General features: G+C 63.7%; 20 protein-coding genes. 8 read left to right on the top strand and 12 right to left on the bottom strand.

The features are described 5' to 3' along the window. Positions 1-73 precede the first annotated feature (73 nt). Positions 74-1,054 (top strand): complex I NDUFA9 subunit family protein, encoded by a 981-nt coding sequence (locus tag NKJ76_RS17820; protein WP_023732640.1) that lies wholly within the window; start codon positions 74-76, stop codon positions 1,052-1,054. Positions 1,055-1,069: 15 nt separating this feature from the next. On the opposite strand, the gene NKJ76_RS17815 is transcribed toward NKJ76_RS17820, so the two are convergent. Next, positions 1,070-2,440, bottom strand: coding sequence for a cytochrome P450 (locus tag NKJ76_RS17815; RefSeq protein ID WP_352538002.1), 1,371 nt, complete (start codon positions 2,438-2,440; stop codon positions 1,070-1,072). A 217-nt stretch (positions 2,441-2,657) separates the two neighbouring features. Between NKJ76_RS17815 and NKJ76_RS17810 the strand changes: the two genes are divergently transcribed. From NKJ76_RS17810 to gyrB, 3 genes are all read left to right on the top strand, one after another. Further along, a complete protein-coding gene (locus NKJ76_RS17810) occupies positions 2,658-3,227 on the top strand; it encodes an NADPH-dependent FMN reductase (protein ID WP_023729733.1) in 570 nt (189 codons plus the stop codon). A gap of 76 nt (positions 3,228-3,303) precedes the next feature. Beyond that, entirely contained in the window at positions 3,304-5,934 is a 2,631-nt protein-coding gene (locus tag NKJ76_RS17805; RefSeq protein WP_352538001.1) for a caspase family protein, read from the top strand. 145 nt (positions 5,935-6,079) lie between these two features. Continuing rightward, complete coding sequence (gene gyrB, locus NKJ76_RS17800; protein WP_023671333.1) at positions 6,080-8,551, top strand: DNA topoisomerase (ATP-hydrolyzing) subunit B; 2,472 nt, start codon at positions 6,080-6,082, stop codon at positions 8,549-8,551. 36 nt (positions 8,552-8,587) lie between these two features. Here gyrB and NKJ76_RS17795 read toward each other — a convergent pair whose 3' ends face one another. After that, the gene (locus tag NKJ76_RS17795; protein ID WP_031199333.1) at positions 8,588-10,033 is read right to left on the bottom strand and encodes a hypothetical protein; all 1,446 of its coding nucleotides are present in this window, start codon (positions 10,031-10,033) and stop codon (positions 8,588-8,590) included. A 331-nt stretch (positions 10,034-10,364) separates the two neighbouring features. On the opposite strand from NKJ76_RS17795, the gene NKJ76_RS17790 reads away from it, so the two are divergent. Further along, on the top strand, positions 10,365-11,282 hold the full coding sequence (locus tag NKJ76_RS17790) for a hypothetical protein (RefSeq protein ID WP_352538000.1): 918 nt from the start codon (positions 10,365-10,367) through the stop codon (positions 11,280-11,282). Between the two features lie 90 nt (positions 11,283-11,372). On the opposite strand, the gene NKJ76_RS17785 is transcribed toward NKJ76_RS17790, so the two are convergent. The 10 genes from NKJ76_RS17785 to NKJ76_RS17740 form a co-directional block, all read right to left on the bottom strand. Beyond that, a complete protein-coding gene (locus NKJ76_RS17785; protein ID WP_023671337.1) occupies positions 11,373-12,770 on the bottom strand; it encodes an NAD(P)(+) transhydrogenase (Re/Si-specific) subunit beta in 1,398 nt (465 codons plus the stop codon). 6 nt (positions 12,771-12,776) lie between these two features. Continuing rightward, positions 12,777-13,202: a proton-translocating transhydrogenase family protein gene (locus tag NKJ76_RS17780; RefSeq protein WP_032885960.1), complete on the bottom strand. Its 426-nt coding sequence runs from the start codon at positions 13,200-13,202 to the stop codon at positions 12,777-12,779. Further along, on the bottom strand, positions 13,202-14,479 hold the full coding sequence (locus tag NKJ76_RS17775) for a Re/Si-specific NAD(P)(+) transhydrogenase subunit alpha (protein ID WP_352537999.1): 1,278 nt from the start codon (positions 14,477-14,479) through the stop codon (positions 13,202-13,204). Before NKJ76_RS17775 ends, NKJ76_RS17780 begins: the two co-directional genes overlap by 1 nt. 101 nt (positions 14,480-14,580) lie before the next feature. Beyond that, entirely contained in the window at positions 14,581-14,805 is a 225-nt protein-coding gene (locus NKJ76_RS17770) for an aa3-type cytochrome c oxidase subunit IV (protein WP_023671340.1), read from the bottom strand. A gap of 164 nt (positions 14,806-14,969) precedes the next feature. Then, positions 14,970-15,119 (bottom strand): DUF3096 domain-containing protein, encoded by a 150-nt coding sequence (locus NKJ76_RS17765; protein ID WP_023671341.1) that lies wholly within the window; start codon positions 15,117-15,119, stop codon positions 14,970-14,972. A gap of 99 nt (positions 15,120-15,218) precedes the next feature. Beyond that, positions 15,219-15,989, bottom strand: coding sequence for an N-acyl amino acid synthase FeeM domain-containing protein (locus NKJ76_RS17760; protein WP_023683521.1), 771 nt, complete (start codon positions 15,987-15,989; stop codon positions 15,219-15,221). Between the two features lie 167 nt (positions 15,990-16,156). Beyond that, positions 16,157-18,472, bottom strand: coding sequence for a putative bifunctional diguanylate cyclase/phosphodiesterase (locus tag NKJ76_RS17755; RefSeq protein WP_352537998.1), 2,316 nt, complete (start codon positions 18,470-18,472; stop codon positions 16,157-16,159). A gap of 91 nt (positions 18,473-18,563) precedes the next feature. Next, on the bottom strand, positions 18,564-22,034 hold the full coding sequence (locus NKJ76_RS17750; RefSeq protein WP_352537997.1) for an indolepyruvate ferredoxin oxidoreductase family protein: 3,471 nt from the start codon (positions 22,032-22,034) through the stop codon (positions 18,564-18,566). A gap of 221 nt (positions 22,035-22,255) precedes the next feature. Continuing rightward, positions 22,256-22,786, bottom strand: coding sequence for a hypothetical protein (locus NKJ76_RS17745; protein ID WP_023729725.1), 531 nt, complete (start codon positions 22,784-22,786; stop codon positions 22,256-22,258). Then, positions 22,779-23,387 (bottom strand): CGNR zinc finger domain-containing protein, encoded by a 609-nt coding sequence (locus NKJ76_RS17740; RefSeq protein WP_352537996.1) that lies wholly within the window; start codon positions 23,385-23,387, stop codon positions 22,779-22,781. The genes NKJ76_RS17745 and NKJ76_RS17740 overlap by 8 nt, the downstream gene beginning before the upstream one ends. 88 nt (positions 23,388-23,475) lie before the next feature. On the opposite strand from NKJ76_RS17740, the gene NKJ76_RS17735 reads away from it, so the two are divergent. From NKJ76_RS17735 to NKJ76_RS17725, 3 genes are all read left to right on the top strand, one after another. After that, positions 23,476-24,381, top strand: coding sequence for a branched-chain amino acid ABC transporter permease (locus NKJ76_RS17735; protein WP_352537995.1), 906 nt, complete (start codon positions 23,476-23,478; stop codon positions 24,379-24,381). A 196-nt stretch (positions 24,382-24,577) separates the two neighbouring features. After that, positions 24,578-25,183 carry a TRAP transporter small permease subunit gene (locus NKJ76_RS17730; protein ID WP_023683517.1) on the top strand — a complete coding sequence of 202 codons (606 nt, stop codon included), beginning with the start codon at positions 24,578-24,580 and terminating at the stop codon, positions 25,181-25,183. Then, a complete protein-coding gene (locus NKJ76_RS17725; RefSeq protein WP_023683516.1) occupies positions 25,180-26,958 on the top strand; it encodes a TRAP transporter large permease in 1,779 nt (592 codons plus the stop codon). The genes NKJ76_RS17730 and NKJ76_RS17725 overlap by 4 nt, the downstream gene beginning before the upstream one ends. Positions 26,959-26,962: the final 4 nt, after the last annotated feature.

The following is a 26,962-nucleotide window of genomic DNA, read 5'->3' as shown; positions in this document are numbered from 1 at the left end:
GTCACCCTTTGCCTCTGGCCCAAAACGGACTATGAAACGGCTTCAGCCAAGCTTTCGAGCGCCGGAGCCAGCCATGACCGAAATCCTGCAGATCCCCAAGCTCGTGGTCGTCTTCGGCGGCTCCGGCTTCGTCGGCCGCCACATCGTGCGGGCGCTGGCCAAGCGCGGCTACCGCATCAGGGTGGGGGTGCGCCGGCCCGATCTAGCGGGACATCTGCAGCCGCTCGGCAATGTCGGCCAGATCCAGCCGGTGCAGGCCAATGTGCGCGTGCGCTGGTCTGTCGACCGCGCCGTGCAGGGCGCCGACCATGTCATCAATCTGGTCGCCATCCCGCATGAAAGCGGCCGGCAGAAATTCAACACCGTGCACGAATTCGGCGCCCGCGCCGTCGCCGAAGCCGCACGCTCGGTCGGCGCAGGGCTCACCCACATCTCGGCGCTGGGCGCCGACCTCAACGCCGAATCCGACTATGCCCGCACCAAGGCGCTCGGCGAAAAGGCCGTCCTGGAGACGATCCCGGACGCCGTCATCTTCCGTCCGTCGATCAATTTCGGACCCGAGGACAGTTTCTTCAACCGCTTCGCCGACATGGCGCGCTATTCGCCGGTGCTGCCGCTAATCGGCGGCGGCCAGACCAAGTTCCAGCCGGTCTATGTCGGCGATGTCGCCGAAGCGGTGGCGCGTTCGGTCGAGGGCAAGATCAAGGGCGGCCAGATCTATGAACTCGGCGGGCCGCAAGTGCTCACCTTCAAGCAGTGCATGGAAGAGCTGCTCACCGTCATCGAGCGCAAGCGGCTCCTGGTCCCGGTGCCGTGGTGGATGGCCAATCTGCAGGCCTCGATCCTCGGCCTGCTGCCCAACCCGTTGCTGACCAAGGACCAGGTGCTGCTGCTGCGCCAGCCCAACATCGTGTCGGAGGAGGCCAACAAGGCCAACCGGAACCTTGCCGGCCTCGACATCCAGCCGCAGTCTATCGGCACAATCCTGCCCAGCTATCTCTGGCGCTTCCGCGCCGCAGGCCAATTCCAGCGCAAGCCCGCCGGCATCGCGTAACAAGGCGTTGCGCCGTTAAACGCGCGGCGTGACCTGCATCGGCAGGCCGCCCTGCGGCTGTGTCGTCAGTTTCTGCACCGGCCACGGCTTGGTCTGGGCGGTCACATCGAAGCGGAAGCGCGACAGCATGATGGCCAGCGCAATGATCGCCTCCTGCATGGCGAAGCTGGCGCCGATGCAGATGCGCGGACCGGCGCCGAACGGCAGATACTGGAAGCGGTCGATCTTCTCGCGGTTTCCCGGATGGAAGCGTTCGGGCATGAAGGCGTCGGGCATGTCCCACAGTTTTCTGTGGCGGTGGACGACCCAAGGCATCACCAGTACGGCCGCGCGCTTGGGGAGCACCAGATCGTTCCAGGTCTCCGTCTCGATCGGCTCGCGGTTGATCGACGGCGCCGGCGGATAAAGCCGCAGCGCCTCCTCGAAGGCGGCGCGGGTGAACGGCATTGCGTCGAGCCATTTCGTTGGGTCGGGTTCGCGCGCCAGCACGGCCTCGATCTCGCGCTCGACCTTTTCACGCTCCCACGGCGCTTCGGCGAGGCAGTAGATCGTCCAGCCTAGTGCCCGCGCGGTGGTCTCGTGGCCGGCGCCGATGAAGGTGATGATGTTGTCCTCGACTTCCGCCCGCGTCAGCCCGTCGGGGCCTTCGGCGCGCAGCAGAAGCGTCAGGAAATCCTGCGGCGCGGTGTCGGGGTCGCGCTTCAGCCGCTCCTCGCGCATCTTGACCGTATCGGTGACGATCTTGCGGAAATAGGCCATGGTCTTGCGGCCGCGGATGCGGGTCAGCCGCGGCAGCCATTCGGGCGCGCGCAACAGGTCGAGCGGATCGACACGGCCCATGGTTTCGAACAGGCGGTCGATCTCCTGCGCGAAACTGCCGGGCTCGCCCGCAATCTCGCCCGAAAACAGCGTCTCGGCCAGGATATCATAGGTGAGCAGCGTCATGTCATGGGCGACATCGGTCATGCCGCCTTCGTCATAGCGGGCGACGAACTGCATCGTGCGGCGCAGCATCGGCTCGGCGAAGCCGAAGATATGCCGCGGCGTGAACACCGGCGCCATCGCCTTGCGCGAGCGCTTCCACACCTCGCCTTCGGCGGTCAACAGCCCGTCGCGCAAGATCGGTCGCAGGATCATCTGGCGCACCGTCGCCATCTTGTAGTTCTTGGCGTTGTCGATCAGCACGTGGCGGATAAGGCCGGGATCGTTGGCGACGATCAGATGCCCGCCGACGCCATTCGCCGAAATCCAGGGCTCGTTGTAGGTGTGCTCGCCCCACAGTTCGAGCGGATTGCGGTAGACGATCCGCATCATCTCCAGCGTCGAAGGCGGCGTCGTGCGCGGCTTGGGCGCCGGCGGCACGAAGGGGACGGGCTGCGTGTCCATGAGGTGCTCCGCTGATAGCTCAGATGTAGTGGCTGGCAATCCGGGCGTCCATGTGACCGAACGGCAAACTGAAACGCTGCAGCGCCCGGTGTGCCCGACAGACGGTGTGTTCATCGGATCGTGACCGCCGGTGAAACGGTTGCGGCTTGTCCGGTTGGACACTCTGCCATAGGTGACAGTTACCAACAGCTACTGCCAATCGCCCAGGAGAGTCCGCTTGAAGCACAAGCTGAACATCATAATCGGCAGCACGCGGCCGGGCCGCGCCGGGCCGGTCTTCGCCCACTGGCTGGAGGATTTTGCCCGCGAGCACGGCAAATTCGAACCGGTGCTGACCGACATTGCCACGTTCCATCTGCCGGTTCTGGACGAGCCGCATCACCCCAGGCTCGGCAATTACCAGAACGACCACACCAAAGCCTGGTCGAAGGTCATTGATGCCGCCGACGCCTTCGTGTTCGTGGCGCCGGAGTACAATTATTTCGTGGCGCCTGCGATCGTCAACGCCATCGACTACCTTGCGCGCGAATGGAAATACAAGCCAGCCGCCATCTTCAGCTATGGCGGCGTTTCCGGAGGCCTGCGCGCCGCGCAGGCGCTGAAGCCGCTGCTGACCGCGGTGGGCGTCATGCCCATCTCGGAAGGCGTCGCGCTGCCGATGTATCAGAAACTGCTGGAGAGCGACGGCTCCTTCCAGGCTAGTGAGCAGGTAGAGGGTGGGACCAAGACCATGCTTGACGAGCTCTCGCGCTGGAGCGAGGCGCTGAAGCCGATGCGGGCTGCGTAACGCAGCCGGCCCCGGCTTGCTCGCGCCATAAAGAGGTGGAATGGTCGGCAGGTGACTGAGCCGGGGGCGGTTCGATTTGCGCCTGTTGTTTGCCTTGCTGTTGATGCTTGCGACCACCGCCACAGCGGTGGCGGCGCGGCGCGTGGCGTTGGTCATTGCCGAGGACGACTACCGGCTGGTGCGGCCGCTGGCCAATCCGGTCAATGACGGCGAGGCGATGGAAGCGGCGCTGAAGAAGCTCGGCTTCGAAGTCGTGCTTGAGACCAATCGTGATCTCAGGCGCATGCGCCGTGCGCTCGATGATTTTCGCGAGGATGCCAAGGGCGCCGACGTGGCGCTGGTGTATTTCTCCGGCCATGGCGTCGAAATCTCCGGCGACAACCGGCTGCTGCCGGTCGATGCCGATGCCTCCTCGCTCGATCAGCTGGAAAAGACCAGCCTGCCGTTGGAAGAGGTGCGCGACGCGGTGGCCGCCACGGCCAAGGTCGGGCTGATCGTGCTCGACGCCTGCCGCAGCGATCCGTTCACGGGCGGCAGCGGCGACGGACGCGGCGCGACATCGCTGATCAAGGGCCTGGTGGACAAGATCAAGCCGGGCCTCGGACGCGTCGGCAAGGCGGAAAACATCCTGTTCGCCTTTTCGGCGGCGCCCGGCGAGACGGCTGCCGACGGAACCGGGGCCAATTCGCCTTTTACGGCGGCGCTGACCAAATATCTCGGCACCGACGGGCTCGAAATCCGCTCGGTGCTGACGCTGGTGCAGCAGGAGGTCTACGACCTTTCGCGCGGGAAACAGCTGCCCTACGTCGAGAGCGGGCTGCCGAAGCTGTTCTTCGCCTCGGCGGCCAAGGAACAACTGCCCGAGCGGGAGCGGCTGTTGCTTGCCATGGCCGATGTGACGCCGGAAATGCGCGGCGCGGTCGAGCGTGTCGCCAGCGATGCCGACATGCCGTTGGCGCCGCTCTATGGCGCGCTGATCAGTTCCGACACCAGCCATCTCTCCGGCGAAAGCCTGGACGCCAAGCTGCGCGAGGCAGCCGACGCCTTCGTCAAGGTGCGCGGCGAGATGAAGACGCTGGCCGCCGACGACCCGCAGGTGACCGAACTGCGCCGCCAGGCCGAGGAACAGTTGGCGCTCGGCGCTTTCGATGGCGCACGCGTGATCCTCGCCAAGGCCGCCGACGTCGACAATGTCTCGCGCCAGGCGTTGAAGGCCAATTTCGTCAGCCGCACCCTGTCCGAAGCCGCGACGCGATTTCTCTCGGGCGGCGCGGCGCGTGCCACCCTGGACTATGCAACCGCCATCAAGGACTATGAAACGGTGCTGGCGCTCTATGGCGAAGCCGGGCAGACCTCGCTCAGCCTGGAACAGGCCGACCGCCAAAGCCGCACGCTGGAAGAGCTCGGCATCCTCTACACAACGGTCGGCAACACCGACGCCGCCAGCCGCGCCTTTGCGGCGCTGGTCGCCAATCTTGAGCAGCGAGCGCGCCAGGAAACCGATCCGAGCGTCAAGCGCGACCTGGCCATCGGCCATATCAAGTTCGCCAACATCAAGATGGCGCAAGGCGATCTGCCGGCCTCCCTGCAAAACTATGAGGCGGCCAGGGACATGTTGCAGGGCCTGACCACAGACGTGCCGGACAAGAAGGACTGGCTCGGCGATCTCGCCATGGCCAATGACAAGATCGGCAATGTGCTGGCCACGCAAGGCGACGTGGGTGCGGCAGCCCAGGCCTACCAGCAAAGCCTGTCCATCAAGCAGCAATTGGCCGATGCCGAGCCGAACAGCGTCTATCTGCTGCGCGACCTGACCATTACCTACGACGAAATCGGCGGTCTTGCCCGTACCGCCGGCCAGCTGGATGGCGCCCAGACTGCATTCGAAGAGAGCCTGAGAATTCGGCTGGCGCTGGCGCAGAACAACCCCGACGACCCCAGGCATCAGCGCGCCGTCTCCGTCAGCTACACAAGGATCGGCGACGTCCTGCGCGAGCGTGGCGACGCTGCGGGCGCGCTCGACGCCTACAACAAGAGCCAAATAATCGCCGAAGCGCTGGTGCGCCGCGACTCAAACGACACCGATTTGAAGCGCGACCTGTCGGTCGGTTACGCCAAGATCGGCAATGCTTACGGCGACCAGAAGGACTGGCCACTCGCGTTGGAGGCCTACCAGCAGGCGCTGGCCACGGCGCGAGACCTTGCCGCCAGCGACCCAGGCAACACCGATTGGCAGCGCGACCTGTCGGTCTGTCTGGAAAAAATTGCCGGCGTGTTTGATGCCCAGGGCGATATCGCCGGTGCTTTGCAGAACTACCAGGACAGTCTCGTCATTGCCGACCGGTTGGCAAATCTCGACCCGGGCAATTCCGACTGGCAGCGCGACCTGTCGATCACGTTCGAGGAAATAGGCCTGCTGGAGACCAAGCAGCGCCACTATGAGGGCTCGAAGAAGGCCTTCGAAGCCAGCCTGGCCATCCGCCAGCGGTTGGCCCTGTCCGATCCGGACAATGCGATCTGGCAATTCGATCTGGTACAGGCCTACATCAACTATGCCTATGTGGCGAAGAATCCGAAGGCTGTGTTGTCGCAGGCGCTAGACCTGACGCTGGAGCTTGACCGCACAGGCAAACTGGCGCCGAGGGACAAACCCACGATCAAATATCTGCGCCGTCTTCTGGCCAAATTGAAAGCCGCGAAAAAATAGCCGGCTGCCAGCTCGGGATTCAGCCCTGAAATGCCCGCAAACCTTGGAAAAACCGCCTTTTGCGCCTATATCTAGGACATCAAAGCGGCGTGATTCGAAGCCATTTTTTCGCGCTGAGCATGCGGCATCAATCAGACAGGTTTTCATGAGCGATCAAAGCGACAACGCCAACGGCGCTGAGGCCGAATACGGCGCCGATTCCATCAAGGTTTTGAAGGGGTTGGACGCTGTCCGCAAGCGGCCGGGCATGTATATCGGCGACACCGACGACGGCTCGGGCCTGCATCACATGGTCTATGAGGTGGTCGACAACGCCATCGACGAGGCGCTGGCCGGCCATGCCGACCTGGTCACGGTGACGCTTAATCCCGACGGTTCGGTCACCGTTATCGACAATGGCCGCGGGATTCCGACCGATATTCACACTGGCGAAGGCATTTCGGCGGCCGAAGTGATCATGACGCAGCTGCATGCCGGCGGCAAATTCGACCAGAATTCCTACAAGGTGTCTGGCGGCCTGCACGGCGTCGGCGTCTCGGTCGTCAATGCGCTGTCGGCCTGGCTGAAGCTGAAAATCCGCCGCAACGGCCAGATTTTCGAGATGAGCTTCACGCATGGCAATGCCGATGCGCCGCTCAAGGCCACCGGCAGCTATGAGCAGAACAAGCAGCCCGGCACCTATGAGGGCCGCAGCGGTTCCGAGATCACCTTCTTTCCGTCGTCCGAAACCTTCACCATGGTCGAATTCGACTTCGGCACGCTGGAGCACCGGCTGCGCGAGCTCGCCTTCCTGAATTCCGGGGTGCGCATCATTTTGACCGATGCCCGCCATGCCGATCTCGTGCGCCACGAACTGCACTATGATGGCGGCCTGGAAGAGTTCGTCAAATATCTCGACCGGGTCAAGAAACCGCTGATCGACAAGCCGATCGCCATCAAGGCCGAGCGCGACGGCATCACCGTCGAAGTGGCGATGTGGTGGAACGACAGCTACCACGAGAACGTGCTGGCCTTCACCAACAACATCCCGCAGCGCGATGGCGGCACCCATCTGGCCGGCTTCCGTGGCGCGCTGACGCGCCAGATCACCGGCTATGGCGAATCGTCGGGCCTGACCAAGAAGGAAAAGGTGGCGCTGATCGGCGACGACTGCCGCGAAGGCCTGACGGCGGTGCTGTCGGTCAAGGTGCCCGACCCGAAATTCTCCTCGCAGACCAAGGACAAGCTGGTCTCGTCAGAGGTGCGGCCCGTGGTCGAAGGCCTGGTCAACGAGGCGCTTGGCACATGGCTGGAAGAACACCCGACCGAGGGCAAGGTGGTCATCGACAAGGTGATCCAGGCGGCCGCGGCGCGTGAAGCCGCGCGCAAGGCCCGCGACATCACCCGCAAAAGCTCGCTCGGCGTCACCTCTCTGCCCGGCAAGCTTGCCGACTGCCAGGAACGCGACCCGGCGAAATCCGAAATCTTCATCGTCGAGGGTGACTCGGCCGGCGGCTCCGCCAAGGGCGGCCGTTCGCGCCAGAACCAGGCGATCCTGCCGCTGCGCGGCAAGATCCTCAATGTCGAGCGCGCCCGCTTCGACCGCATGCTAGGCTCCGAGATGATCGGCACGCTGATCACCGCGCTCGGCACCTCGATCGGCAAGGACGAGTTCAACGCCGACAAATTGCGCTACCACAAGATCATCCTGATGACCGACGCCGACGTCGACGGCGCCCATATCAGGACCTTGCTGCTCACCTTCTTCTTCCGCCAGATGCCGGAGCTGATCGAGCGCGGCCATCTCTACATCGCCCAGCCGCCGCTCTACAAAGTGACGCGCGGAAAAAGCTCGCAATACATCAAGGACGAGAGCGCCTTCGAGGAATTCCTGATCGGCTCCGGGCTGGAAGAGGCGTCGCTGACGCTTGCCTCCGGCGAGGCGCGGGCCGGACAGGATCTGCGCGGCTCGATCGACGATGCACTGGCAGTACGCCAGCTCATCAACGGGCTGCATACGCGCTACAACAGGGGTGTGGTCGAACAGGCGGCGATCGCCGGTGCGCTCAATGCCGATGTGCTGAACGATCTCGGCCGCGCCAACGCCATGGCCGAACGCGTCGCCCAGCGCCTCGACATCATCGCCGAGGACACCGAGCGCGGCTGGACCGGCCGGCTGTCGACCTCCAATGAAGGCGTCGGCGGCTACGTGTTCGAACGCACGGTGCGCAGCGTCAAGGAATTCGCGCAGCTCGATGCCGGGCTGATAAATTCAGCCGACGCACGCCAGCTCGACCGCTATGCTCCGCGCCTCATGGAGGTTTATGGCGAGCCGCCGGTGCTGCGCCGCAAGGATGTCTCCGAAACCATTTCGGGGCCGCTGGCGCTGCTCAACGCGGTGTTTGCGACCGGCCGCAAGGGCCTGACTATGCAGCGCTACAAGGGCCTCGGCGAGATGAACGCCGAGCAGCTCTGGGAAACCACGCTCGACCCGAATGTGCGCTCGCTGCTGCAGGTCAAGGTGAATGACGCAACCGATGCTGACAGCTTGTTCTCGCGGCTGATGGGCGACGAGGTCGAGCCGCGGCGCGAATTCATCCAGGACAATGCGCTGTCGGTGGCCAATCTGGACATTTGATGGCGGGGGCCTTGCCGCCGAAGCTCCACTCCGGGGTCAGGCCTTTGGTTCCAGCTTTCGCCCGAGGTCCACCACGTCGCGCAGCACTTGCAGATGCGAGCGCGGCGCGGTGCCCGCCGGCGGGGCGATTTCAACGCCGTTTGCCGTCGATGACCAATAAAGCGTGTGCGTGAAGATACGGCCAAGTGAGCTGCGAAGCTCGATCTGGATGTTCTCCACACCGGGGCCGAAGTTTTCCGTCATCGGACCGGAAATCGGATCGCCTGTCGCCCAGCCATTGCCGCGGTCGTAGACGTTGGTCCAGCGCGTTGCCGCAAACACCGCGCCATGATGCACTGCGCGCTGCGCCTTGCCTTGGCTGTGTCCTTCCCGGTAAAGCACGGTGCCGCCGGGGCGCCCGTCATCGGCAATCGGCGGGCAGGCCGAGAACAGGCGCTCGGCAAGGCCACGCCTGAATTCCGCGAGATTGTAGGTCACCAGGAATTCGCTGTGGGAGAGCGGACTGCCAAGCGTGACGAAATCGCTGATCTTCCAGGGCAGCGGGTGGTCGGCGTCCTTGGCCCGAAGCTGCTGGTAGAGCGCCCATTGGCCGCGCCGGAACCCGGCGAGGTCTTCAAGGTTCTTTGGCCACGCTGACCCATCAGAGCCGAGCGTTGCCTTGTCGATGGCCTCGACCGCCGCCAGTTTGGCCTTGTCGCGGACCGCTTCCAGCCTTCGCGGCCGGAACTCGGCCCACAGGATCTGCAGCAAATCATAGGCGATGATCGACCCCAGGCTGTGCGAGACTAGCACGATGCGGTCGTAAGCATCGTCCTTCATCAGCGTCTTGAGCAACGTCAGGCCGCGGTCGCGGATCAGCGCACGCTTCTCGATCGTCGCCGCCTCGGCGCGCACATAAGCGGCGACGTCACCGAAATAGGGCAGGGCGAACTGATCCACCGCCCAGATGACAAAAGAAGCGAGGGTGGTGATCATCAGGCCGGTCGTCAAGGTAACGGCCTGTTGCCAGACCGATGTTGCCAGCACGAGTGCTGCGCCCAGAATGACGATAACGATCAGAAGTGTGGCGACGTAAAGCTTGCGGGCGTCGAGCGGAATGTCGGCGGGCTTGCGCCACAACAGGTTCGTAACCCAGGCGGCCAGCCGGCCGCGCGTCGTGCCTTGCGTGATGTCGGCCCAATAAAGCTCGTAGAAATCGGTACGGCGGCCATCGACGTCGTAGGGCGTGGTGATGCGGCGCAGCTCGTGTGACTTGGTCCGGCTGTCGGGCGTGATCCAGCTCTGGTTGATCGTGGCGCCGGAAACGGCCGGATCGGGAATCTGGGCGTAGGGTGGAGCACGGGTGGGATCGCTGCTCCAGACCGCCTGGACGAATCCCCTCAGCGTACCCATCGGCCGCTGCTCGCCCATGCCGTGCACGATCACCACCGCCTGGCCGGGCTGCGCCTTTTTGTAAGCCAGCGATGCGACAGTCTTGGGCATCAGCGTCTCCGTTGACGACATCCGACGGCGGGATCGCTCATGCTACCCCCGGCTCACCGAGCCAACAATACACGGCAGCCCATGTGGAACTCCGTGAACCAATCCACAGTTTCGCAGTCGTGCCTCGGGCCGCGCGGAAAATGGTTCCGTTCCCGGCAAGCAAATCATTTCATTGCCCTTCGGAACGGAAATCGCTCAGGAACATTGTGACGACATCGATCAATTTCTCGCAGGGAGGCTCTTTATGGGACGCGGTATTTTGCTCTGGTTGCTCGGTATTCCGATCCCGATCATCATTCTCATCATGCTGTTCGTACGGTAGGAGGCGTCGATGCAGTCCACCGTATCGGCTGTCGACGTATCCGCCTCAACAGAATCCTCCGCCCCGGCCGTCAGCTGGGGTCCGATCATCGCCGGCGCCTTCGCGGCCTCGACGCTGACCTTCATCCTCATGCTGCTCGGTTCGGGGCTGGGACTGACCATGGTCTCGCCGTGGTCCGGCGCCAGTGCCTCGCTGACCACCTTCGCGGTGTCCGGCGCCATCTGGCTCATCATCGTGCAATGGCTGTCCTCCGGGGTCGGTGGCTATCTTGCCGGACGCCTGCGCACCAAATGGGTCGGCATCCACACCGACGAGGTCTATTTCCGTGACACCGCGCACGGCCTCCTCGCCTGGGCGCTGGCGACATTGCTGGTCGTCGGCATTCTCGGGTCGGCGCTGTCGGCAGTGCTTGGTTCAGGCGTGCAGGCGGCTTCTACTGTTGCCTCGGGCGCCGCCATGGGTGCTTCGGCCAGCGCGTCCGCCAATGCCGGCAGCGCACCGGCCGACAATGCGACATCCTATCTCGTGGATACGCTGTTCCGTCCGGCTGATGCCGCCAGGCTCGCGGCGGCCAATCCGGACAGCGATGCGGCTGCGGCCGGGCAGGCTTCGCGCATCCTCATCGCCAGTGCGGCGGCAGGCGAAATTTCGGCTGACGACAAGACCTATCTGTCGCAGCTCGTCGCCGCCCGCACCGGGCTTTCCGAGGCTGACGCCAAGGCGCGTGTCGACGCCCTGGTGGCCAGGGTCGAGGACGCAAAGGTCAAGGCCAAGCAGGCCGCCGACGCCGCCCGGAAAGGCAGCGCCACCTTCGCACTGCTTGGCGCCCTGTCGCTGGTTATCGGCGCCTTCATCGCCAGCGCTGCGGCAGCACTGGGCGGCAGGCAGCGCGACGACGAGGAAGCGGTTTTCCTGACCAGCCGCTGAACCGGTCTTCAACATAGAAAAGCCCGGTCGAACCGGGCTTTTTTGTTTCCGATGATGGACCAAACCTTCCAGTGGAAGGTTGCGGCGGGATCAGTGATCCATCGCCTTGACGATTTCCTCGGTCATCTTCTTGGCGTCGCCGAGCAGCATCATGGTGCCGTCCTTGTAGAACAGCGTGTTGTCGATGCCGGCATAGCCGGAGCCGAGCGAGCGCTTGACGAACAGGCAGGTGCGGGCCTTGTCGACGTCGAGGATCGGCATGCCGTAGATCGGCGACGACTTGTCGTCGCGGGCGGACGGATTGGTGACGTCGTTGGCGCCGATGACATAGGCGACATCGGCCTGCGCGAACTCGGAGTTGATGTCTTCCAGTTCGAACACTTCGTCATAGGGAACATTGGCTTCGGCGAGCAGCACGTTCATGTGGCCGGGCATGCGGCCGGCCACGGGGTGGATGGCGTATTTGACATCCACGCCATTGGCCTTGAGCTTGTCGGCCATTTCGCGCAGCGCGTGCTGGGCCTGGGCGACCGCCATGCCGTAGCCCGGCACGATGATGACCTTCTGTGCGTTCATCATCAGATAGGCAGCGTCGTCGGCCGAGCCCTGCTTGACCGTGCGTTCGATGCCGTCATCGGCAACCGCCGCGGTCTCGCCGCCGAAGCCGCCGAGGATGACCGAGATGAACGACCGGTTCATGCCCTTGCACATGATGTAGGACAGGATGGCGCCGGACGAGCCGACCAGCGCGCCGGTGATGATCAACGCCAGATTGCCAAGCGTGAAGCCGAGTGCCGCGGCGGCCCAGCCGGAATAGGAATTCAGCATCGAGACGACGACCGGCATGTCGGCGCCGCCGATCGGGATGATCAAGAGGACGCCGAGCGCCAGCGAAGCCGCGACGATCAGCCAGAACACCAGCTTGGCCTCGGTGGTGACCAGAAGCACGATCAGCACGATCAGCGCGATGCCGAGGACCGCGTTGATGATGTGACGGCCGCCGATCATGATCGGCTTGCCCGACATGCGGCCATCGAGCTTGAGGAAGGCGATGACGGAGCCGGTGAAGGTGATGGCGCCGATGGCAACGCCAAGGCTCATCTCGATCAACGCCTGGGCGTGGATGTCGCCATTCGTGCCGATGCCGAAACTTTCCGGCGCGTAGATGGCGGCTGCCGCTACCATGACGGCGGCAAGGCCGACCAGCGAGTGGAAGGCGGCGACCAGCTGCGGCATCGAAGTCATGGCGATGCGGCGCGCTGTAACGGCGCCGACGCCGCCGCCGATGGCCAGACCAAGCACGATCAGGCCGAAGCGCCCGGCGGACGGAGTCGCCAGCGCCAGCGTGGTGGCAATGGCAATGCCCATGCCGATCATGCCGTAGAGATTGCCTTGGCGGCTGGTGGTCGGATGCGACAGGCCGCGCAGCGCCATGATGAACAGGACGCCGGAGACCAGGTAGAGGAAGGACGCGAAGTTGGCGTTCATGGCTCTCTACCGGTCCTTCTTCTTGTACATGGCCAGCATGCGCTGGGTGACCAGGAAGCCGCCAAAGATGTTGACCGAGACCAGCATCAGCGCGACGAAGCCGAAGCCGGTGGCAATGCCGGAGGCCGAGATGCCGACGGCCAGCAGCGCGCCGACGACGATGACCGAGGAGATGGCGTTGGTGACCGCCATCAGCGGCGTGTGCAGCGCCGGCGTCACCGACCAGACGACGTAGTATCCGACGAATATCGCAAGTACGAAGATGGCGAAGCGGAAGACGAAGGGATCGATAGCGCCGCCGGACAGTGCGTGCGCGGCATCGCCCGCCGCATCGGCGCCACCGGGCGCGTTGGCCAGGTTCTGCACAGCCAGCCGGACGGCGGCACTTGCCTGGTCGAGCTGATCGAGGGCTTTCTGCAAGGTCTGATCCATCACGCGATCCCCTTCGGCTTGGCGGCGGACTTGCCGGCAGTGGCTTTGTCGGACGCCTTTTTCGGTGCAGCCTTCTTCGGCGTGGCATCAGCCACCATGGTCTCCGCCGGAATGGCCGCCGGTTCGACATGGGGCTGTTCCGCCGCCTTGGCGAAGGCCGGATGCACCACGCGGCCAGCGTCGGTCAGCATCGTCGCCTTGACCAGATCGTCTTCGCGGTTGATGGCGAGCGTCTTGCTGGTCTTGTCGACCAGCGTCTCGAGGAAGGCGAACAGGTTCCTGGCGTAGAGCAGCGAGGCCGATGCGGCGACGCGGCCGGGCACGTTGAGGTGGCCGACGATTTTCACGCCATTGGCCGTGGTCACCACCTGGCCTGCAACTGCGCCTTCGACATTGCCGCCGCGCTCGACGGCGAGGTCGACGATCACCGAGCCCGGCTTCATCGAGGCGACCATCGCCGCCGACACCAGCTTCGGCGCCGGACGGCCGGGGATCAGCGCCGTGGTGATGACGATGTCCTGCTTGGCTATGTGCTCAGCGGTGAGCGCTGCCTGCTTGGCCTGGTACTCCTTCGACATTTCCTTGGCGTAGCCGCCGGCGGTCTCGGCCGCCTTGAACTCCTCGTCCTCGACGGCGAGGAACTTTGCGCCGAGCGACGCCACCTGTTCCTTGGCGGCGGGACGAACGTCGGTGGCGGTGACGACGGCGCCGAGACGGCGCGCCGTGGCGATCGCCTGCAGGCCGGCAACGCCGACGCCCATAATGAAGATCTTCGCCGCCGGCACCGTGCCGGCCGCCGTCATCATCATCGGCAGCGCGCGGTCATACTCCGATGCGCCGTCGATCACGGCCTGGTAGCCGGCGAGATTGGCCTGCGACGACAGCACGTCCATCGACTGGGCGCGGGTGATGCGCGGCATGAATTCCATCGAGAAGGCGGTGACCCCAGCCTCGGCAAGCGCCGCGACCGCGGCATCATTGCCGTAGGGATCCATGATGGCGATGACCGCCGCACCCGATTTGTAGCCCTTCAGCTCGGCGTCGGTCGGCCGGCGCACCTTCAGCACCATATCCGCCCGGCTCGCATCCGAAGCCTTGCCGATCGCGGCACCCGCCTTGGCGAACTCCTCATCGGGGATGCGCGACCTGGTGCCGGCGCCCGTCTCGACGGTGACGTCGAAGCCCAGCGCCGCCAGCCGCTTCACGGTATCGGGCGAGGCCGCGACACGAGGCTCGCTGGCATCGAGCTCGCGAGGGATGAAAACCGTCTGTCCCACCGCATGATCCTTTCGGCTGGAACCTGTTTGCGCAAGAGTGCGGCTTTGCGAAAGAGTGCGGCCGGATGTCCGGCTACGCCCTTGGCAAGGGTCTGAAGAGACTATCGGAGAATGAAGGCGCCGAGGGCGAGGATCAGCACGAACAGGATGGTCGCGGAGAAGAAGCCGCCTGCGAAGAAGCCGAAAGCCATGGCCAGGAGCAGGGCGCCGCAGAACAGCGAGCCGTATTTGGCCAGCGCCAGAAAGCCATGATAGGTGCGGTCATGTTCGGCATAGTCCATCTTCGCGCCCAGTTCGACAGGACCGGTCGGCGTGTGATCAGCCATAGGAATACCCCTTCGAAGACATCTTTGAGGCACATAGCGAAAAGCCGGGCCAAGAGCAATGGCGCTATTGCCGCACGACCAGTGACAACAGCCTCAAAGGAATGTTGAAAGCCGGCGGTAGGGCTTGTCGCCGGCCTAACGTCGAACGTTGAGGGTTTTGCGTTTCAACCGGCCAGATGCGGAAACAGCCCGAGCAGCCCAATGACGATCAGATAGAGCGCGACGATGTAGTTGAGCAGCCGCGGCATCACCAGGATCAGCACGCCGGCAATCAGCGAGATCAGCGGGGTCAGTGCTAGCTCGGGAATATGCATGTCGGTTCCTTTCTATGGCCGCGTCGGCGTCATCCAGAACGCGGAAGCGGCGGGAAAGCTCCAGAGTTCGCGTGCCAAATTACGCAGGCTTCAGTGGTGTCAGGCGGCTTCGCGGAAAAACTTGGCGGTGGGCAGGATGGTTAGCGGTGCGAGTTCGCCGCTCTTGGGGCGTTGGAAGAGCATGCGCTGCTCGAACGCCGTGGAGTTGAAGAACGGGAAGCGATCCAGCGTCGCCTGCATGTTTTCGGAGCACTTCGACTGGAACAGATGCACGGGAACGGTGAGACCGGGATAGATGCGCGGGGGCACCGCCTGCTCGGAACGGAAGATGCGATGATAGAAGCCGGCATGCTCTTCCTTGACCGCCGTCAGGCAATATGTCGGTTTGAAGTGGCTGCAAGCTACGACCGCAAGCCTGAGCGTCACGTAGGGCAGCACGCGCAGGCTGGTCGACCACTCGATATCGGCAGCGAAACGGCTTGGATCGACGAACGTCTCGCCAACTGCCAGCCGCCGCGCAAGCGTGTCGCCGAACACGGCGGTGCTGGGGGAAACAGGGTATTTCGCGCAGGCGTAGTGGATTCTGATGGTGCTGACCAGAACACCATCGAAGAACACGCCAAATCGGTAGGAATTGCGCAGATCGTCGAAGTCGTCCTTTACCATACGCGAGGCATCGGGCTTCACCATGCCAGCATGAAGGTAGGATTTGTAGCGAAGTCGATAGATGGCTTCCAAATCCTCGGCACCGTCGCAAAGGCGATACTCGACGTGCTCCAGGACGTCCATGATATGACGAGAAAACACCGAAGGAGACTGAGCGGTGGCCCTAGAAGCCACCAGAGGCATACCTGCTAGCTGAGTTTCCATTGTTACCCTCGTGCCGTCGCAACTAAACCATACCGGACGACCGAATGAACAAGAAGATGAAACTCTAATCGTCTGTGTTTACCGAATATTAACGTTAACAATAGGTTAACGTTTTGGCAATTCACAGCTTTTTTGACGGCTTCCAAGCGCGATTTAAAGGTTGGGCTTCATGTGGTCGCGAGTTTGGCGACGGGCCGCAATTCCGCGGCGAAGGGCCAGGTCACATTGGACATCGTTTCGATGCCGGACGCGCTGAGAGCTGCGCCGAAGAGGAAGCCCTGGACGAGGTCGGGTTTCACCGAATGCACCAGGATCTTCAGCTGTTCGAACGTTTCCACACCTTCGATGGTGACGGTCAGCCCGAGCACGCGGGTCAGGTCGACGATGCCCTTCAACAAGTCGAGCGAACGCTTGTTCTGGGTCACGTCCATCAGGAACGAACGGTCGATCTTGATCTTGTCGAGCGGCAGCGTGTGGAGGTAGCTCAGGCTTGAATAGCCGGTGCCGAAATCGTCGAGCGCGATGCGCACGCCAAGCTGCTTCAGTTCCTCGATATACTGGCGCGTCAGCGATTTGTCGTCGAGCAGCGCGGTTTCGGTGACTTCGATCTCGAGGCGGCCGGCGGCGAGCCCCGAAGTGGCAAGCGCGTCGCGAACCTTCTGGACGACGTCGCGGCTGCGGAAATCCTTGGCCGAAAGGTTGACCGAGACGCTGGTCTGTGCGGGCCATTTGGCGCATTCGGCGCAGGCAGCCGCGAGCACGAAGGTGCTGATCTCGGAAATGATGCCCATTTCTTCGGCCAGCGGAATGAAGACGCTGGGCGAAACCGGCCCGAGGTCGGGATGATCCCAGCGGCACAGCGCCTCGCAGCTGGCGATGCGCATGGTGTTCATCGCCACGATGGGCTGATAGACCACCCGCAGCGCCTTGCCTTCGACCGCCGTGCGCAGGTCGGCCTTCATCATCTGGCGGTTGCGGAACGCCGCATCCATCGCCGCCTCGAACAGTCGCCAGTTGTTCTTGCCGAGTTCCTTGGCCTTGTAGAGCGCCAGATCCGCCTTGACGATCATGGCGTCGACATCGGTGTCCTCGACCCTGGACAGCACGGTGCCCGCGCTTGCCTGGATGCGCAGGCTGTGACCAGCGACATCGACTTCGCCCTGCAGATCGGCAAAGATCTGGTCGAGCAGGCCGGTCAGATGGCTTTCATCCTCGACGCGGTCGAAGAAGATCATGAACTCGTCGCCGCCGAAGCGGCTGACATTGACGCCTTGCCCGGCGACGGCCGCCAGTCGCTCGGCAACGGCATAGATCAGCCCATCGCCGACCGGATGGCCAAGTGTGTCGTTGACGCTCTTGAAATCGTCGAGATCGAGCACCGCCAGGGCGCACAGCCGGTCGCGGCTGCCCGACGCCATGGCCTCGCCGACGAGCTCATGGAAATAGGCGCGGTTCGGCAGGCCGGTGAGGCTGTCATAGCGCGCCATGAAGCGGATCTTTTCTTCGGACTCGACGCGGGCGGTGACGTCCTCGAAGGTGATGACGCCGAGGTCCTGATTGCCCTCGCGGGCCGAGAACTCGTAGTGCTGGCCATTGGAGAAGGAGACCAGCACCTTGCGGTCACGGCCTTCGCGCAACGCGCGCGTCAGCTGCGCTTCGACATAGCGGCAGTCTTTCGGCGCCAGCATGCCGCCCGCAACGCCGCGCAGGAGCAGCGAATGGATCGACCGCCCGAGCAGCTGGTCGGGCGAGCGCAGCGACATCAGATGCGCTGCTTCGGCATTGCCGACCACGACCTTGCCGTCGGGTCCGAGCATGACCAGGCCATGCGACATGGTGTTGAGTGCGCGGTTGAAGCGCTGCGCGATTTGCCTCGCCTGCTTATGCCCGACCACGGCCGAGAACAGCACGTTGCGCACATGGTCGGCACTGCCCTTGATGATGAACATGAACGGGATGATGAGCAGCCCAAGCACGACACTGGGGATGTCAAACCTGAGGATAAGGGCTGCTGCGATCGGCCCGACGAAGGTTACCGCGAAGATCGTGACCATGCGGGGCGAGCCGTAGTTTCGGCCTACGACCGTGACCAGAGAGCCAAGCGTTATGGCGAGCGCTGCGATCTCGGCATACGCATCCGAGTAGACATAGATCGAAATGAAGCAGAACAGGCCCAGCATCAGCCCCTGGATGCTGCCGTTCAGGATATATTCGCGCTCCCATCGTGTCGCATCCAAGGCATCGTGGATGGAACCACCCAGGCGATGGAACCGCCGCAAGCTGAAATACCGCCAAACGCCGATGCCAAGCAGTGCTCCGGCAAGAACCAGGAAGACAGGCTGGCCGTTGCGCCAATAGACCATAAGGCTGGCGGTTGCGTGGCAAAGCGCGCCAATGACCAGCATATGCGCGTTGTCGAACAACGAGCGCACAAACTGGATATAAACATCCACAGGGATGTTATCGGTCTTTGTTCTGCCCATTACTGGCGCCCAACTGAACCACAGCCTTGGCATAGTCCCATTAAAAAACCTTTAGCTCGCGCTGAAGGGCCTGTTTTTCCGGCCCTTTTGGCTACTCAGCGGCTTGTAATGCGCTTGGCTGCACCGGCAACTTGAATCGTTCAAGAAGGCGATTTCGTTCATCCGCCGCCTTTTCGGCGCTGGCCTGCCTCACATGGCCGTAGCCGCGAATGAGCGCCGGCACCGAGGCAAGGGCGATGGCGGCCTCGATCCTGCCTGGCGCAAGTGCCTTGGCGACAAGCTCCAGATCGGCCTCATAGCGGGCCAGAAGCTGCCGCTCGATGCGCCGCTCAGTGCTGTAGCCGAACACGTCGAAGGCCGTGCCGCGCAGGCCTTTCAGCGCCGCCAGCAGGCGAAATCCCTTCATCATCCACGGGCCGAAGCTCGATTTCCGCGGCTTGCCGTCATTGCCGCGCCTGCCCATGATCGGTGGCGCCAGATGAAATTCGAGTTTGTCGTAGCTCTGGAACTGTTTTGACAGCTCCATAGCGAAGGAGCCGTCGGTGTAGAGCCGCGCCACCTCATATTCGTCCTTGATCGCCATCAGCTTGAACAGGTTTCTGGCCGCGGCCTCGGTCACCGCGGTCGAGCCACGCACGGCCTTGGCCTCGGCAGCACGCAAAACCGCCAGCTTCTCGGCGTAGCGCTTGCCATAGGCAGCGTTCTGATAGGCAGAGAGGAAAGCGACGCGGCGGGCGATGATATCGTCCAGCGTCTCGGCGATCTCAGTGGCCTTGCCCGGTTGCGCGATGAGGCCGCGCACAAACTCCGGCTGATGCGCGGCGCGCCGGCCCCAGCGGAACGCCGCGATGTTCATCGCCACCGCCTCGCCGTTCAATTCAATCGCTCTTTCAACAGCTTGCGCCGACAGCGGCAGGCCGCCATGCTGGAAGGCGAAGCCGAGCATGAACATGTTGGCGCCGAGCGAATTGCCGAACAATTGGGTGGCGGTGCGCGTGGCGTCGAAGAAATGCGTCTTGTCGTCGCCAGCGGCAGCGCGGATCGCCTTCTTCAGCCGCTCGATCGGCAGCGAGAAATCGGCCGAGCGGGCGAATTCGCCGGGCATGATCTCGGCGGTGTTGGCGACGAAGATGGTATGGCCCTCGCGCACTGCGGCCAGCACCTTCTTGGCGCCCGAGACGACGAGGTCGCAGCCGAGCACCAGGTCCGCCTTGCCGGCCGAAACGCGGATCGCGTGGATGTCGTCCGGGGTGCGGGCGATGCGGACATGGGTGAACACCGAGCCGCCCTTCTGGGCGAGACCGGCCATGTCGATCATGCCGCAGCCCTTGTCCTCGAGATGGGCGGCCATGCCGAGCACAGCACCTATGGTGACGACGCCGGTGCCGCCGACGCCGTCGATGATCGCCGCCCAACCCTCGCTACCGAGCGGGAATTCGGTCGGCACCGGCACGCCGTCAAGCGGGTCGGAGCGGCCGGCAATGCCTTCGGCCTTCCTGATTTTGGCGCCGTGCACAGTGACGAAGGACGGGCAGAAGCCGTTGACGCAGGAGAAATCCTTGTTGCAGCTCGACTGGTCTATTCTGCGCTTGCGGCCGAACTCGGTCTCGACCGGCTGGATCGAGACGCAGTTCGATTGCACGCCGCAATCGCCGCAGCCCTCGCAGACCAGTTCGTTGATGAAGACCCGCTTGTCGGGATCCGGGAAGGTGCCACGCTTGCGGCGGCGGCGCTTTTCGGCGGCGCAGGTCTGGTCGTAGAGCAGCACCGAGACGCCCTTGACGTCGCGCAGTTCGCGTTGGACGAGGTCGAGGTCGTCGCGGTGGTGGATGGTGGCGCCAGAGGGGAATTCGGCCTTCCCCGCATATTTGTCCGGCTCGTCGGTGACGATGGCGATGCGCTCGACGCCTTCGGCGCGCACCTGCCTGGCGATCATGTCGACAGTCAGGCCGCCTTCATGCGGCTGGCCGCCGGTCATGGCGACGGCGTCGTTGTAGAGGATCTTGTAGGTGATGTTGGCATCGGTCGACAGCGCGAAGCGGATCGCCAGCGTGCCGGAGTGATTGTAGGTCCCGTCGCCGAGATTCTGGAAAATGTGGCCGCGCTTGGAGAATGGCGCCTGGCCGACCCATTGTGCGCCCTCGCCCCCCATGGCGGTGAAGCCGACCGTGTTGCGGTCCATCCACAGCGCCATGAAATGGCAGCCGATACCGGCGGCGGCGATCGAGCCGTCCGGCACCTTGGTCGAGGAATTGTGCGGGCAGCCGGAGCAGAAGAACGGCGTGCGCGAACCGATATCGCTGGTGTCGGCAAGCATCGCCTGGAACTGGCGCAGCTTTGCCACCTTGCCAGTGATCTCTTCCGAAGGGCCGATTGTGCGCAGGATGCGCTCGCCCAGCGCAATGGCGATCTCGTTGGGGTCAAGCGCGCCCTTGGCCGGGAACAGCCAGTCGCCGCGCTCGTCCTTCTTGCCGACGATCGCCGGCTGGGTGGCGGTGCCGTAGAGGTTTTCGCGCAGCTGCACCTCGATCAGCGAGCGCTTCTCCTCGACGACGACAATGGTGTCGAGGCCGCGGGCGAATTCGGCGATATGCTGCAGGTCGAGCGGCCAGGGGCAGCCGACCTTGAACAGGCGGATGCCGATGCGGTTGGCGGCGGCCTCGTCGATGCCGATGTCTTCCAGCGCCTGGCGGACATCGAGATAGCTCTTGCCGAGCGTGATGATACCGAGCTTCGGCGCGCGGCCGCCCGAATAGACGATGCGGTTCAGGCGGTTGGCATGGATGAAGGCGGACGCAGCGGCGCGCTTGTATTCATGCAGCCGCTCCTCCTGGCCGAGCATGTCGATCTCGTTGCGGATGTTGAGGCCGCCGGGTGGCATATCGAACTCCGGCACGACGATGTTCAGGCGCTCGAGCGCGGCATCGACCGAGGCCGTCGATTCGATGTTGTCCTTGACGCATTTGATAGCCGCCCAGGTGCCGGCGAAGCGCGACATGGCAAAGCCGTAGAGGCCGTAGTCGATGATCTCCTGAACGCCGGCCGGATTGAGGATCGGCACCATGGTGTCGACGAACAGGAATTCGGTGGCGTGCGCATTGGTCGATGATTCGGCCATATGGTCGTCGCCCATCAGCGCAAGCACGCCGCCATGCTTCGACGATCCCGCGAGGTTGGCGTGGCGGAAAACGTCGCCGGAGCGGTCGACGCCCGGTCCCTTGCCGTACCAGACCGAAAACACCCCGTCATGCTTGCCTTCGCCCAGCAATTCCGTCTGCTGAGAGCCCCAGCAGGCGGTGGCGGCAAGCTCCTCGTTGAGGCCGGGCTGGAAGACGATGTCGGCCTGCGCCAGCTGCTTTTTCGCCCGCCACAGCTGCATATCGAGGCCGCCGAGCGGCGAGCCGCGATAACCGGACACGAAGCCGGCCGTGTTGAGGCCGGCCCGGCGGTCGCGCTCGCGCTGCATCAAAAGCATGCGGATGACCGCCTGTGCGCCGGACAGGAAGATGCGCTCCTTGCCAAGATCGAACTTGTCGTCGAGCGCGACGTCGTGCAGCGTCATCAGGCATTTCCTCTGCGGAGACAGCACCGGGGGCGCGCAGCCAACGTAGGAGTGAGATGGCGCAGTCTTTCTCCGCTTGCAAGGCAGGTCAAACGAAATCGAAAGTGCCAGGCAAAGCGCAACGAACGATCCGCTGCCGTCGCGTATCCGGCACGAAATCGGTCCGCGGCGGTTGTCCGGCGACCGAAAATTTCCACGCAGTCGCGCCCGGCAAAGACGCGTCAGCCTTTCGAGCAATCCGGCTTCGGCTCACCCGGCAGCTTGCCGTCGGGATGGCCGGCAAGATCGGGATTGGCCGTATAGAGCTGGTCGACCACCAGCGGCCGGTCGGGAAGGATCGACTGGTCCTCGCTCGACATCAGCGTCGTGTCGATCTTCTGCAGGAACGTGCCGTCAGGACCCCTGATGCTGATGGAGATCGCATAGGGTTTGTCCTTGACGATGCAGGTGAGCGCCGGGCTCTCCAGGCTGACCTTGTCGAGCTTCGGCCAGACCTTCTGCTCGACTACCAGGGGAGGGCCGCCGGCCGGATTCTGGAAACTGGCGACCGCAACCTGGCCTTCGCCCATCGGCTGCAGGGGCCGCAGCGTCACGACATAGGTCGCCCGGGCGAGACGGTAGTTGAAGACGACGACCTTGCCGGAAACCTCGAACAGCTTGCCGTCGCCGCCGGTGTCGCGGCAGGCGCCAAGCGCAACGGCTGCAATGAGCGCAGCACCGACAAGGATCGAACGAAAAACAACCCTAGGCATTGTTGACCTTATGTGCCGCCGTGCGGCGGCGATAGTGACGGCTTGCTTTCTGGCGGTTGCCGCACACAGCCATATCGCACCAAAGGCGGCTGGAATTGCGGCTCCTGTCGAGAAACAGCCAGCTGCAATTGGGACAGATCCTGAGCCTGGCGACCGTGTCGTCACGCAGCAGCGACAAGGCCGAAACCGCCAGCGCCGCCTCGAACGCGATCGGCGTCGATGGATCGCCGAACGGTCTACCCGGTGCGCCGATTTCGGCAGGGCTCCGATCGAGGCCGTTGGCGCAGGCCTTGAGAAAAGCGGCGAGGTCGCCGGCGGCAAGCGCACCTTTCGACACCGCGCCGCGAAACAGGCGGTCGGTCGTCTCGCGGATCGCCAGCACCACCGGCGCGATGCTGTCCGGCGAGGTCGCCTCTAGCGGTCTGCCGCCAAGCTCGGCGCCGCGAAAGCCGCTTGCGGCATCGGCGAAGCGCGCGATCTCGGCCGGATCGTCAAAACGGTCGAAGGTCTTTTCCGGATCGTTGCGCAACACCACGGTGTTGGCCGTATCGAGCGCAAGAATGCCCCCGGTGAAGCGATGCGGGGTCCAGGATACCGTCATGCCGGAAATCTAACCGATAAATCGCGTTTGACAAGTTAGATTTACGATGCAAACCTTGGCGCGGGCTCCGGCGCCCGGAAAGCTGTCTATGCTCTATTTCTTCCAGCAGGTGCTGAACGGGCTGCATTCGGGGGCGCTCTATGCGCTGCTTGCCTTCGGCTACGTGCTGACCAACGGCATCCTGCACCGGACCAATCTCGCCTATGGCGCGCTGTTCGCCTTTTGCGGCCAGACGATGATCCTGACCGTGGCCTTCGGCTATCAGGTATTGTGGCTGACCTTGCTGGCGGCAGTGGTGCTCGGCGTCGTCACGGCTTTCTTTTATGCCGCGCTGATCGGCCACGTGCTGTCGCGCAGCGTCTTCGAACCGCTGACCGACCGCACGCCCAATGCCATTGTGGTGACGACGCTCGGCATCCTGCTCGTGCTGTCGGAAGCAAGCCGTATCGCCGCCGACACGCATGATTGGTGGCTGCCGCCGATGCTGGCGCAGCCCATCGTTTTTGCTCAGGATGCCAGCTTCAAGGCGACGCTGACGCTGATCCAGCTCATCGATTGCGCGGTGGTTCTGGCGGCAATCATGCTCGCTGCATGGGCGTTTGCCCGCTCGGGCTTCGGCCGCCGCTGGCGCGCCGTCTCCGACGATCCCAAAGCGGCTGCCATGTGCGGCGTGGACGTGCGCGCAGTGTTCCGGCATGCGGTGCTGTTTGGCGGTTTCTGCGCCGCGCTGGCCGGAATCATGGCCGCCCTTTACTACGGCAATGTCAGCTTCGGCTCAGGCCTCGTCTACGGGCTGAAAATCCTGTTCGTGACGGCGGTGGGCGGCTATCTCTCGCCGCCTCGGGCCGCGCTCGGTGCGGCCGCCTTCGGCATGGCCGAATCACTATGGGCGGGCTATTTCCCGATCGAATGGCGCGATGGCTGGATGTATCTGTTCCTGGTCGCGGCACTTGTGCTGATCGGTCCTGGCCGCGACCAGCAGAAGATCGCCTGATCGCCGCATCCACTGTCAGCTTTGGTTGCATGACGCAGCAGCCGGTCGGCACTTATTCCCTGCCTCCCGTCACGACGGCGTGGATCGCGCCCATGCCATGTTGACCCGCCGAACCACGCACGGCATACCGTTGGGCCACAGCGGCGCGACGGAAAATAGGGGAGCCGGCGCGCCTTCGACCTCAGGGAGGAAATGCATGGCAGGGCTGCTCGCTCTATCCAGAACGATCGACCGTATGAACGAGTTCATCGGCCGGTGGATATCGTGGCTGATCCTGCTGGCAATCCTGGTCAGCGCCGCCAATGCCATCATCCGCAAGGTCTTCGACGTCTCGTCGAATGCCTGGCTGGAACTGCAGTGGTACCTGTTCGGCGCCGCCTTCATGCTGGCCGCCGCCTATACGCTGAAACAGAACGACCATATCCGCATCGACATCGTCTACGGCATGTGGTCGCGCCGCGTGCAGCACTGGATCGACCTGCTCGGCCATGTCTTCTTCCTGATGCCGTTCGTGACGCTGATGGTGATCTATTTTGTCCCCTACGTGTCGCTGTCGTTCCGCAGCGGCGAAATGTCGAACAATTCCGGCGGCCTGATCATCTGGCCGGCCAAGGCGATCCTGCTCGTCGGCTTCTTTCTGCTGGCGCTGCAAGGCATCTCCGAGATCATCAAGAAGATCGCCATCATGCGCGGCGACATGGACGATCCCAATCCGTTCATCTCGGTGCACGAACAGGCCGAGCTCGAGGCGAAAGCCCTTGCCGAAGAAGCCAAGGCGCTCGCCCAGGAGGCGCGCCCATGATCGAGTTCATCGCCCAGAACATGGCGCCGATCATGTTCGCTTCGCTGATCATCTTCCTGCTGATCGGCTATCCCGTCGCTTTTTCACTCGCCGCAAACGGCCTGATGTTCTTCTTCATCGGCGTCGTGCTGTCGCCCTATTCGGGCGGCTCGATCAACCTGGCGTGGCCGCTGCTGCATGCGCTGCCCGACAATTTCTACGGCAGCCGGGTGATGTCGAACGACACGCTCTTGGCAATCCCGTTCTTCACCTTCATGGGCATCGTGCTGGAACGATCGGGCATGGCCGAGGACCTGCTCGACACGATCGGCCAGCTGTTTGGCCCGGTTCGCGGCGGCCTTGCCTATGCGGTGATTTTCGTCGGCGCGCTGCTTGCCGCGACCACGGGCGTGGTCGCGGCTTCGGTCATCGCCATGGGCCTGATCTCGCTGCCGATCATGCTGCGCTACGGCTATGACCGACGACTGGCGTCGGGCGTCATCGCGGCATCCGGCACGCTGGCGCAGATCATCCCGCCGTCGCTGGTGCTGATCGTTCTGGCCGACCAGCTCGGCCGTTCGGTCGGCGACATGTATGCCGGCGCGCTGATCCCCGGCCTTGTGCTGACCGGCCTTTACACGCTCTACATCCTGATCATGTCGATCGTCCGGCCGAACTCGATGCCGGCGTTGCCGCTGGCGGCCCGCACGCTTGGCCACGGCGTGCTGTCGCTGCTCGCGGCACTGCTGGTGGCAGTCGCGGCTTCCTATGCGGCCTATCGCTATCTTGCACCGGCGCATGGCGACAATGCCGATATCCTCGGCGCCAGCATCGGCGTGATCCTGATCTATATCGTGGCGATCGCCGACAAGGGCCTGAACATCAACATGATGTCCAGGCTGGCGCAGCAGGTGATCATCGTTTTGATCCCGCCTCTGGCGCTGATCTTCCTGGTGCTGGGCACCATCTTCCTCGGCATCGCCACCCCGACCGAGGGCGGCGCCATGGGCGCGGTTGGCGCCCTGGCGATGGCGGCAATGAAGGGGCGGTTGTCGCTGGATGTCATCAAACAGGCGCTCGCGTCGACGACCAGGCTTTCCTCCTTCGTGCTGTTCATCCTGATCGGCGCGCGGGTGTTCTCGCTGACCTTCTACGGCGTCAACGGCCACGTCTGGGTCGAGCATTTGTTGACGTCGCTGCCGGGCGGCGAAGTCGGCTTCCTGATCGGCGTCAACATCCTGGTCTTCGTGCTCGCCTTCTTCCTCGACTTCTTCGAGCTCGCCTTCATCATCGTACCGCTCTTGGCGCCGGCTGCCGATAAGCTCGGCATCGACCTGATCTGGTTCGGCGTGCTGCTCGGCGTCAACATGCAGACAAGCTTCATGCACCCGCCTTTCGGCTTTGCGCTGTTCTACCTGCGCTCTGTCGCCGCGCGCGTGCCCTATCTCGATCGCCTCACCGGCAAGCAGATCGCGCCGGTGACCACCGGCCAGATCTATTGGGGCGCCGTGCCCTTCGTCTGCATCCAGGTGATCATGATCGGGCTGACCATCGCCTTCCCGCAAATGGTCATGCGCTACAAGGGTGCGGCCGTCGATCCGGGAACGATCGAGATCAACTTGCCTGATATGCCAGGCCTTGCGCCTCTCGGCACACCACCACCAGCCAACGGTGGCCCATCACCTGCGGCGCCACCGTCGAACGATCTCTCGCAGCCGCCGAATTTCGGCGAGACGCCGCCCGCCAAGCCGGCGGCGCCGGCGACCGACCTGTCACAGCCGCCGAACTTCAACTGATGTG

The organism is Mesorhizobium sp. M0029 (genome assembly GCF_040323735.1).
Taxonomy (GTDB): domain Bacteria; phylum Pseudomonadota; class Alphaproteobacteria; order Rhizobiales; family Rhizobiaceae; genus Mesorhizobium.
The sequence above is the reverse complement of the archived record's forward strand: the minus strand, read 5'-3'. Positions and strand labels throughout refer to the sequence as shown.

Excerpts from the sequence above, each read along its gene's own strand:
- NKJ76_RS17785 (WP_023671337.1), bottom strand. The coding sequence starts at position 12,770 with ATGAACGCCAACTTCGCGTCCTTCCTCTACCTGGTCTCCGGCGTCCTG.
- NKJ76_RS17815 (WP_352538002.1), bottom strand. The coding sequence starts at position 2,440 with ATGGACACGCAGCCCGTCCCCTTCGTGCCGCCGGCGCCCAAGCCGCGC.
- NKJ76_RS17745 (WP_023729725.1), bottom strand. The coding sequence starts at position 22,786 with ATGCCTAGGGTTGTTTTTCGTTCGATCCTTGTCGGTGCTGCGCTCATT.
- NKJ76_RS17760 (WP_023683521.1), bottom strand. The coding sequence starts at position 15,989 with ATGGAAACTCAGCTAGCAGGTATGCCTCTGGTGGCTTCTAGGGCCACC.
- gyrB (WP_023671333.1), top strand. The coding sequence starts at position 6,080 with ATGAGCGATCAAAGCGACAACGCCAACGGCGCTGAGGCCGAATACGGC.
- NKJ76_RS17795 (WP_031199333.1), bottom strand. The coding sequence starts at position 10,033 with ATGCCCAAGACTGTCGCATCGCTGGCTTACAAAAAGGCGCAGCCCGGC.
- NKJ76_RS17750 (WP_352537997.1), bottom strand. The coding sequence starts at position 22,034 with ATGACGCTGCACGACGTCGCGCTCGACGACAAGTTCGATCTTGGCAAG.
- NKJ76_RS17790 (WP_352538000.1), top strand. The coding sequence starts at position 10,365 with ATGCAGTCCACCGTATCGGCTGTCGACGTATCCGCCTCAACAGAATCC.
- NKJ76_RS17735 (WP_352537995.1), top strand. The coding sequence starts at position 23,476 with ATGCTCTATTTCTTCCAGCAGGTGCTGAACGGGCTGCATTCGGGGGCG.
- NKJ76_RS17730 (WP_023683517.1), top strand. The coding sequence starts at position 24,578 with ATGGCAGGGCTGCTCGCTCTATCCAGAACGATCGACCGTATGAACGAG.
- NKJ76_RS17820 (WP_023732640.1), top strand. The coding sequence starts at position 74 with ATGACCGAAATCCTGCAGATCCCCAAGCTCGTGGTCGTCTTCGGCGGC.
- NKJ76_RS17770 (WP_023671340.1), bottom strand. The coding sequence starts at position 14,805 with ATGGCTGATCACACGCCGACCGGTCCTGTCGAACTGGGCGCGAAGATG.
- NKJ76_RS17725 (WP_023683516.1), top strand. The coding sequence starts at position 25,180 with ATGATCGAGTTCATCGCCCAGAACATGGCGCCGATCATGTTCGCTTCG.
- NKJ76_RS17765 (WP_023671341.1), bottom strand. The coding sequence starts at position 15,119 with ATGCATATTCCCGAGCTAGCACTGACCCCGCTGATCTCGCTGATTGCC.
- NKJ76_RS17740 (WP_352537996.1), bottom strand. The coding sequence starts at position 23,387 with ATGACGGTATCCTGGACCCCGCATCGCTTCACCGGGGGCATTCTTGCG.
- NKJ76_RS17780 (WP_032885960.1), bottom strand. The coding sequence starts at position 13,202 with ATGGATCAGACCTTGCAGAAAGCCCTCGATCAGCTCGACCAGGCAAGT.
- NKJ76_RS17755 (WP_352537998.1), bottom strand. The coding sequence starts at position 18,472 with ATGGGCAGAACAAAGACCGATAACATCCCTGTGGATGTTTATATCCAG.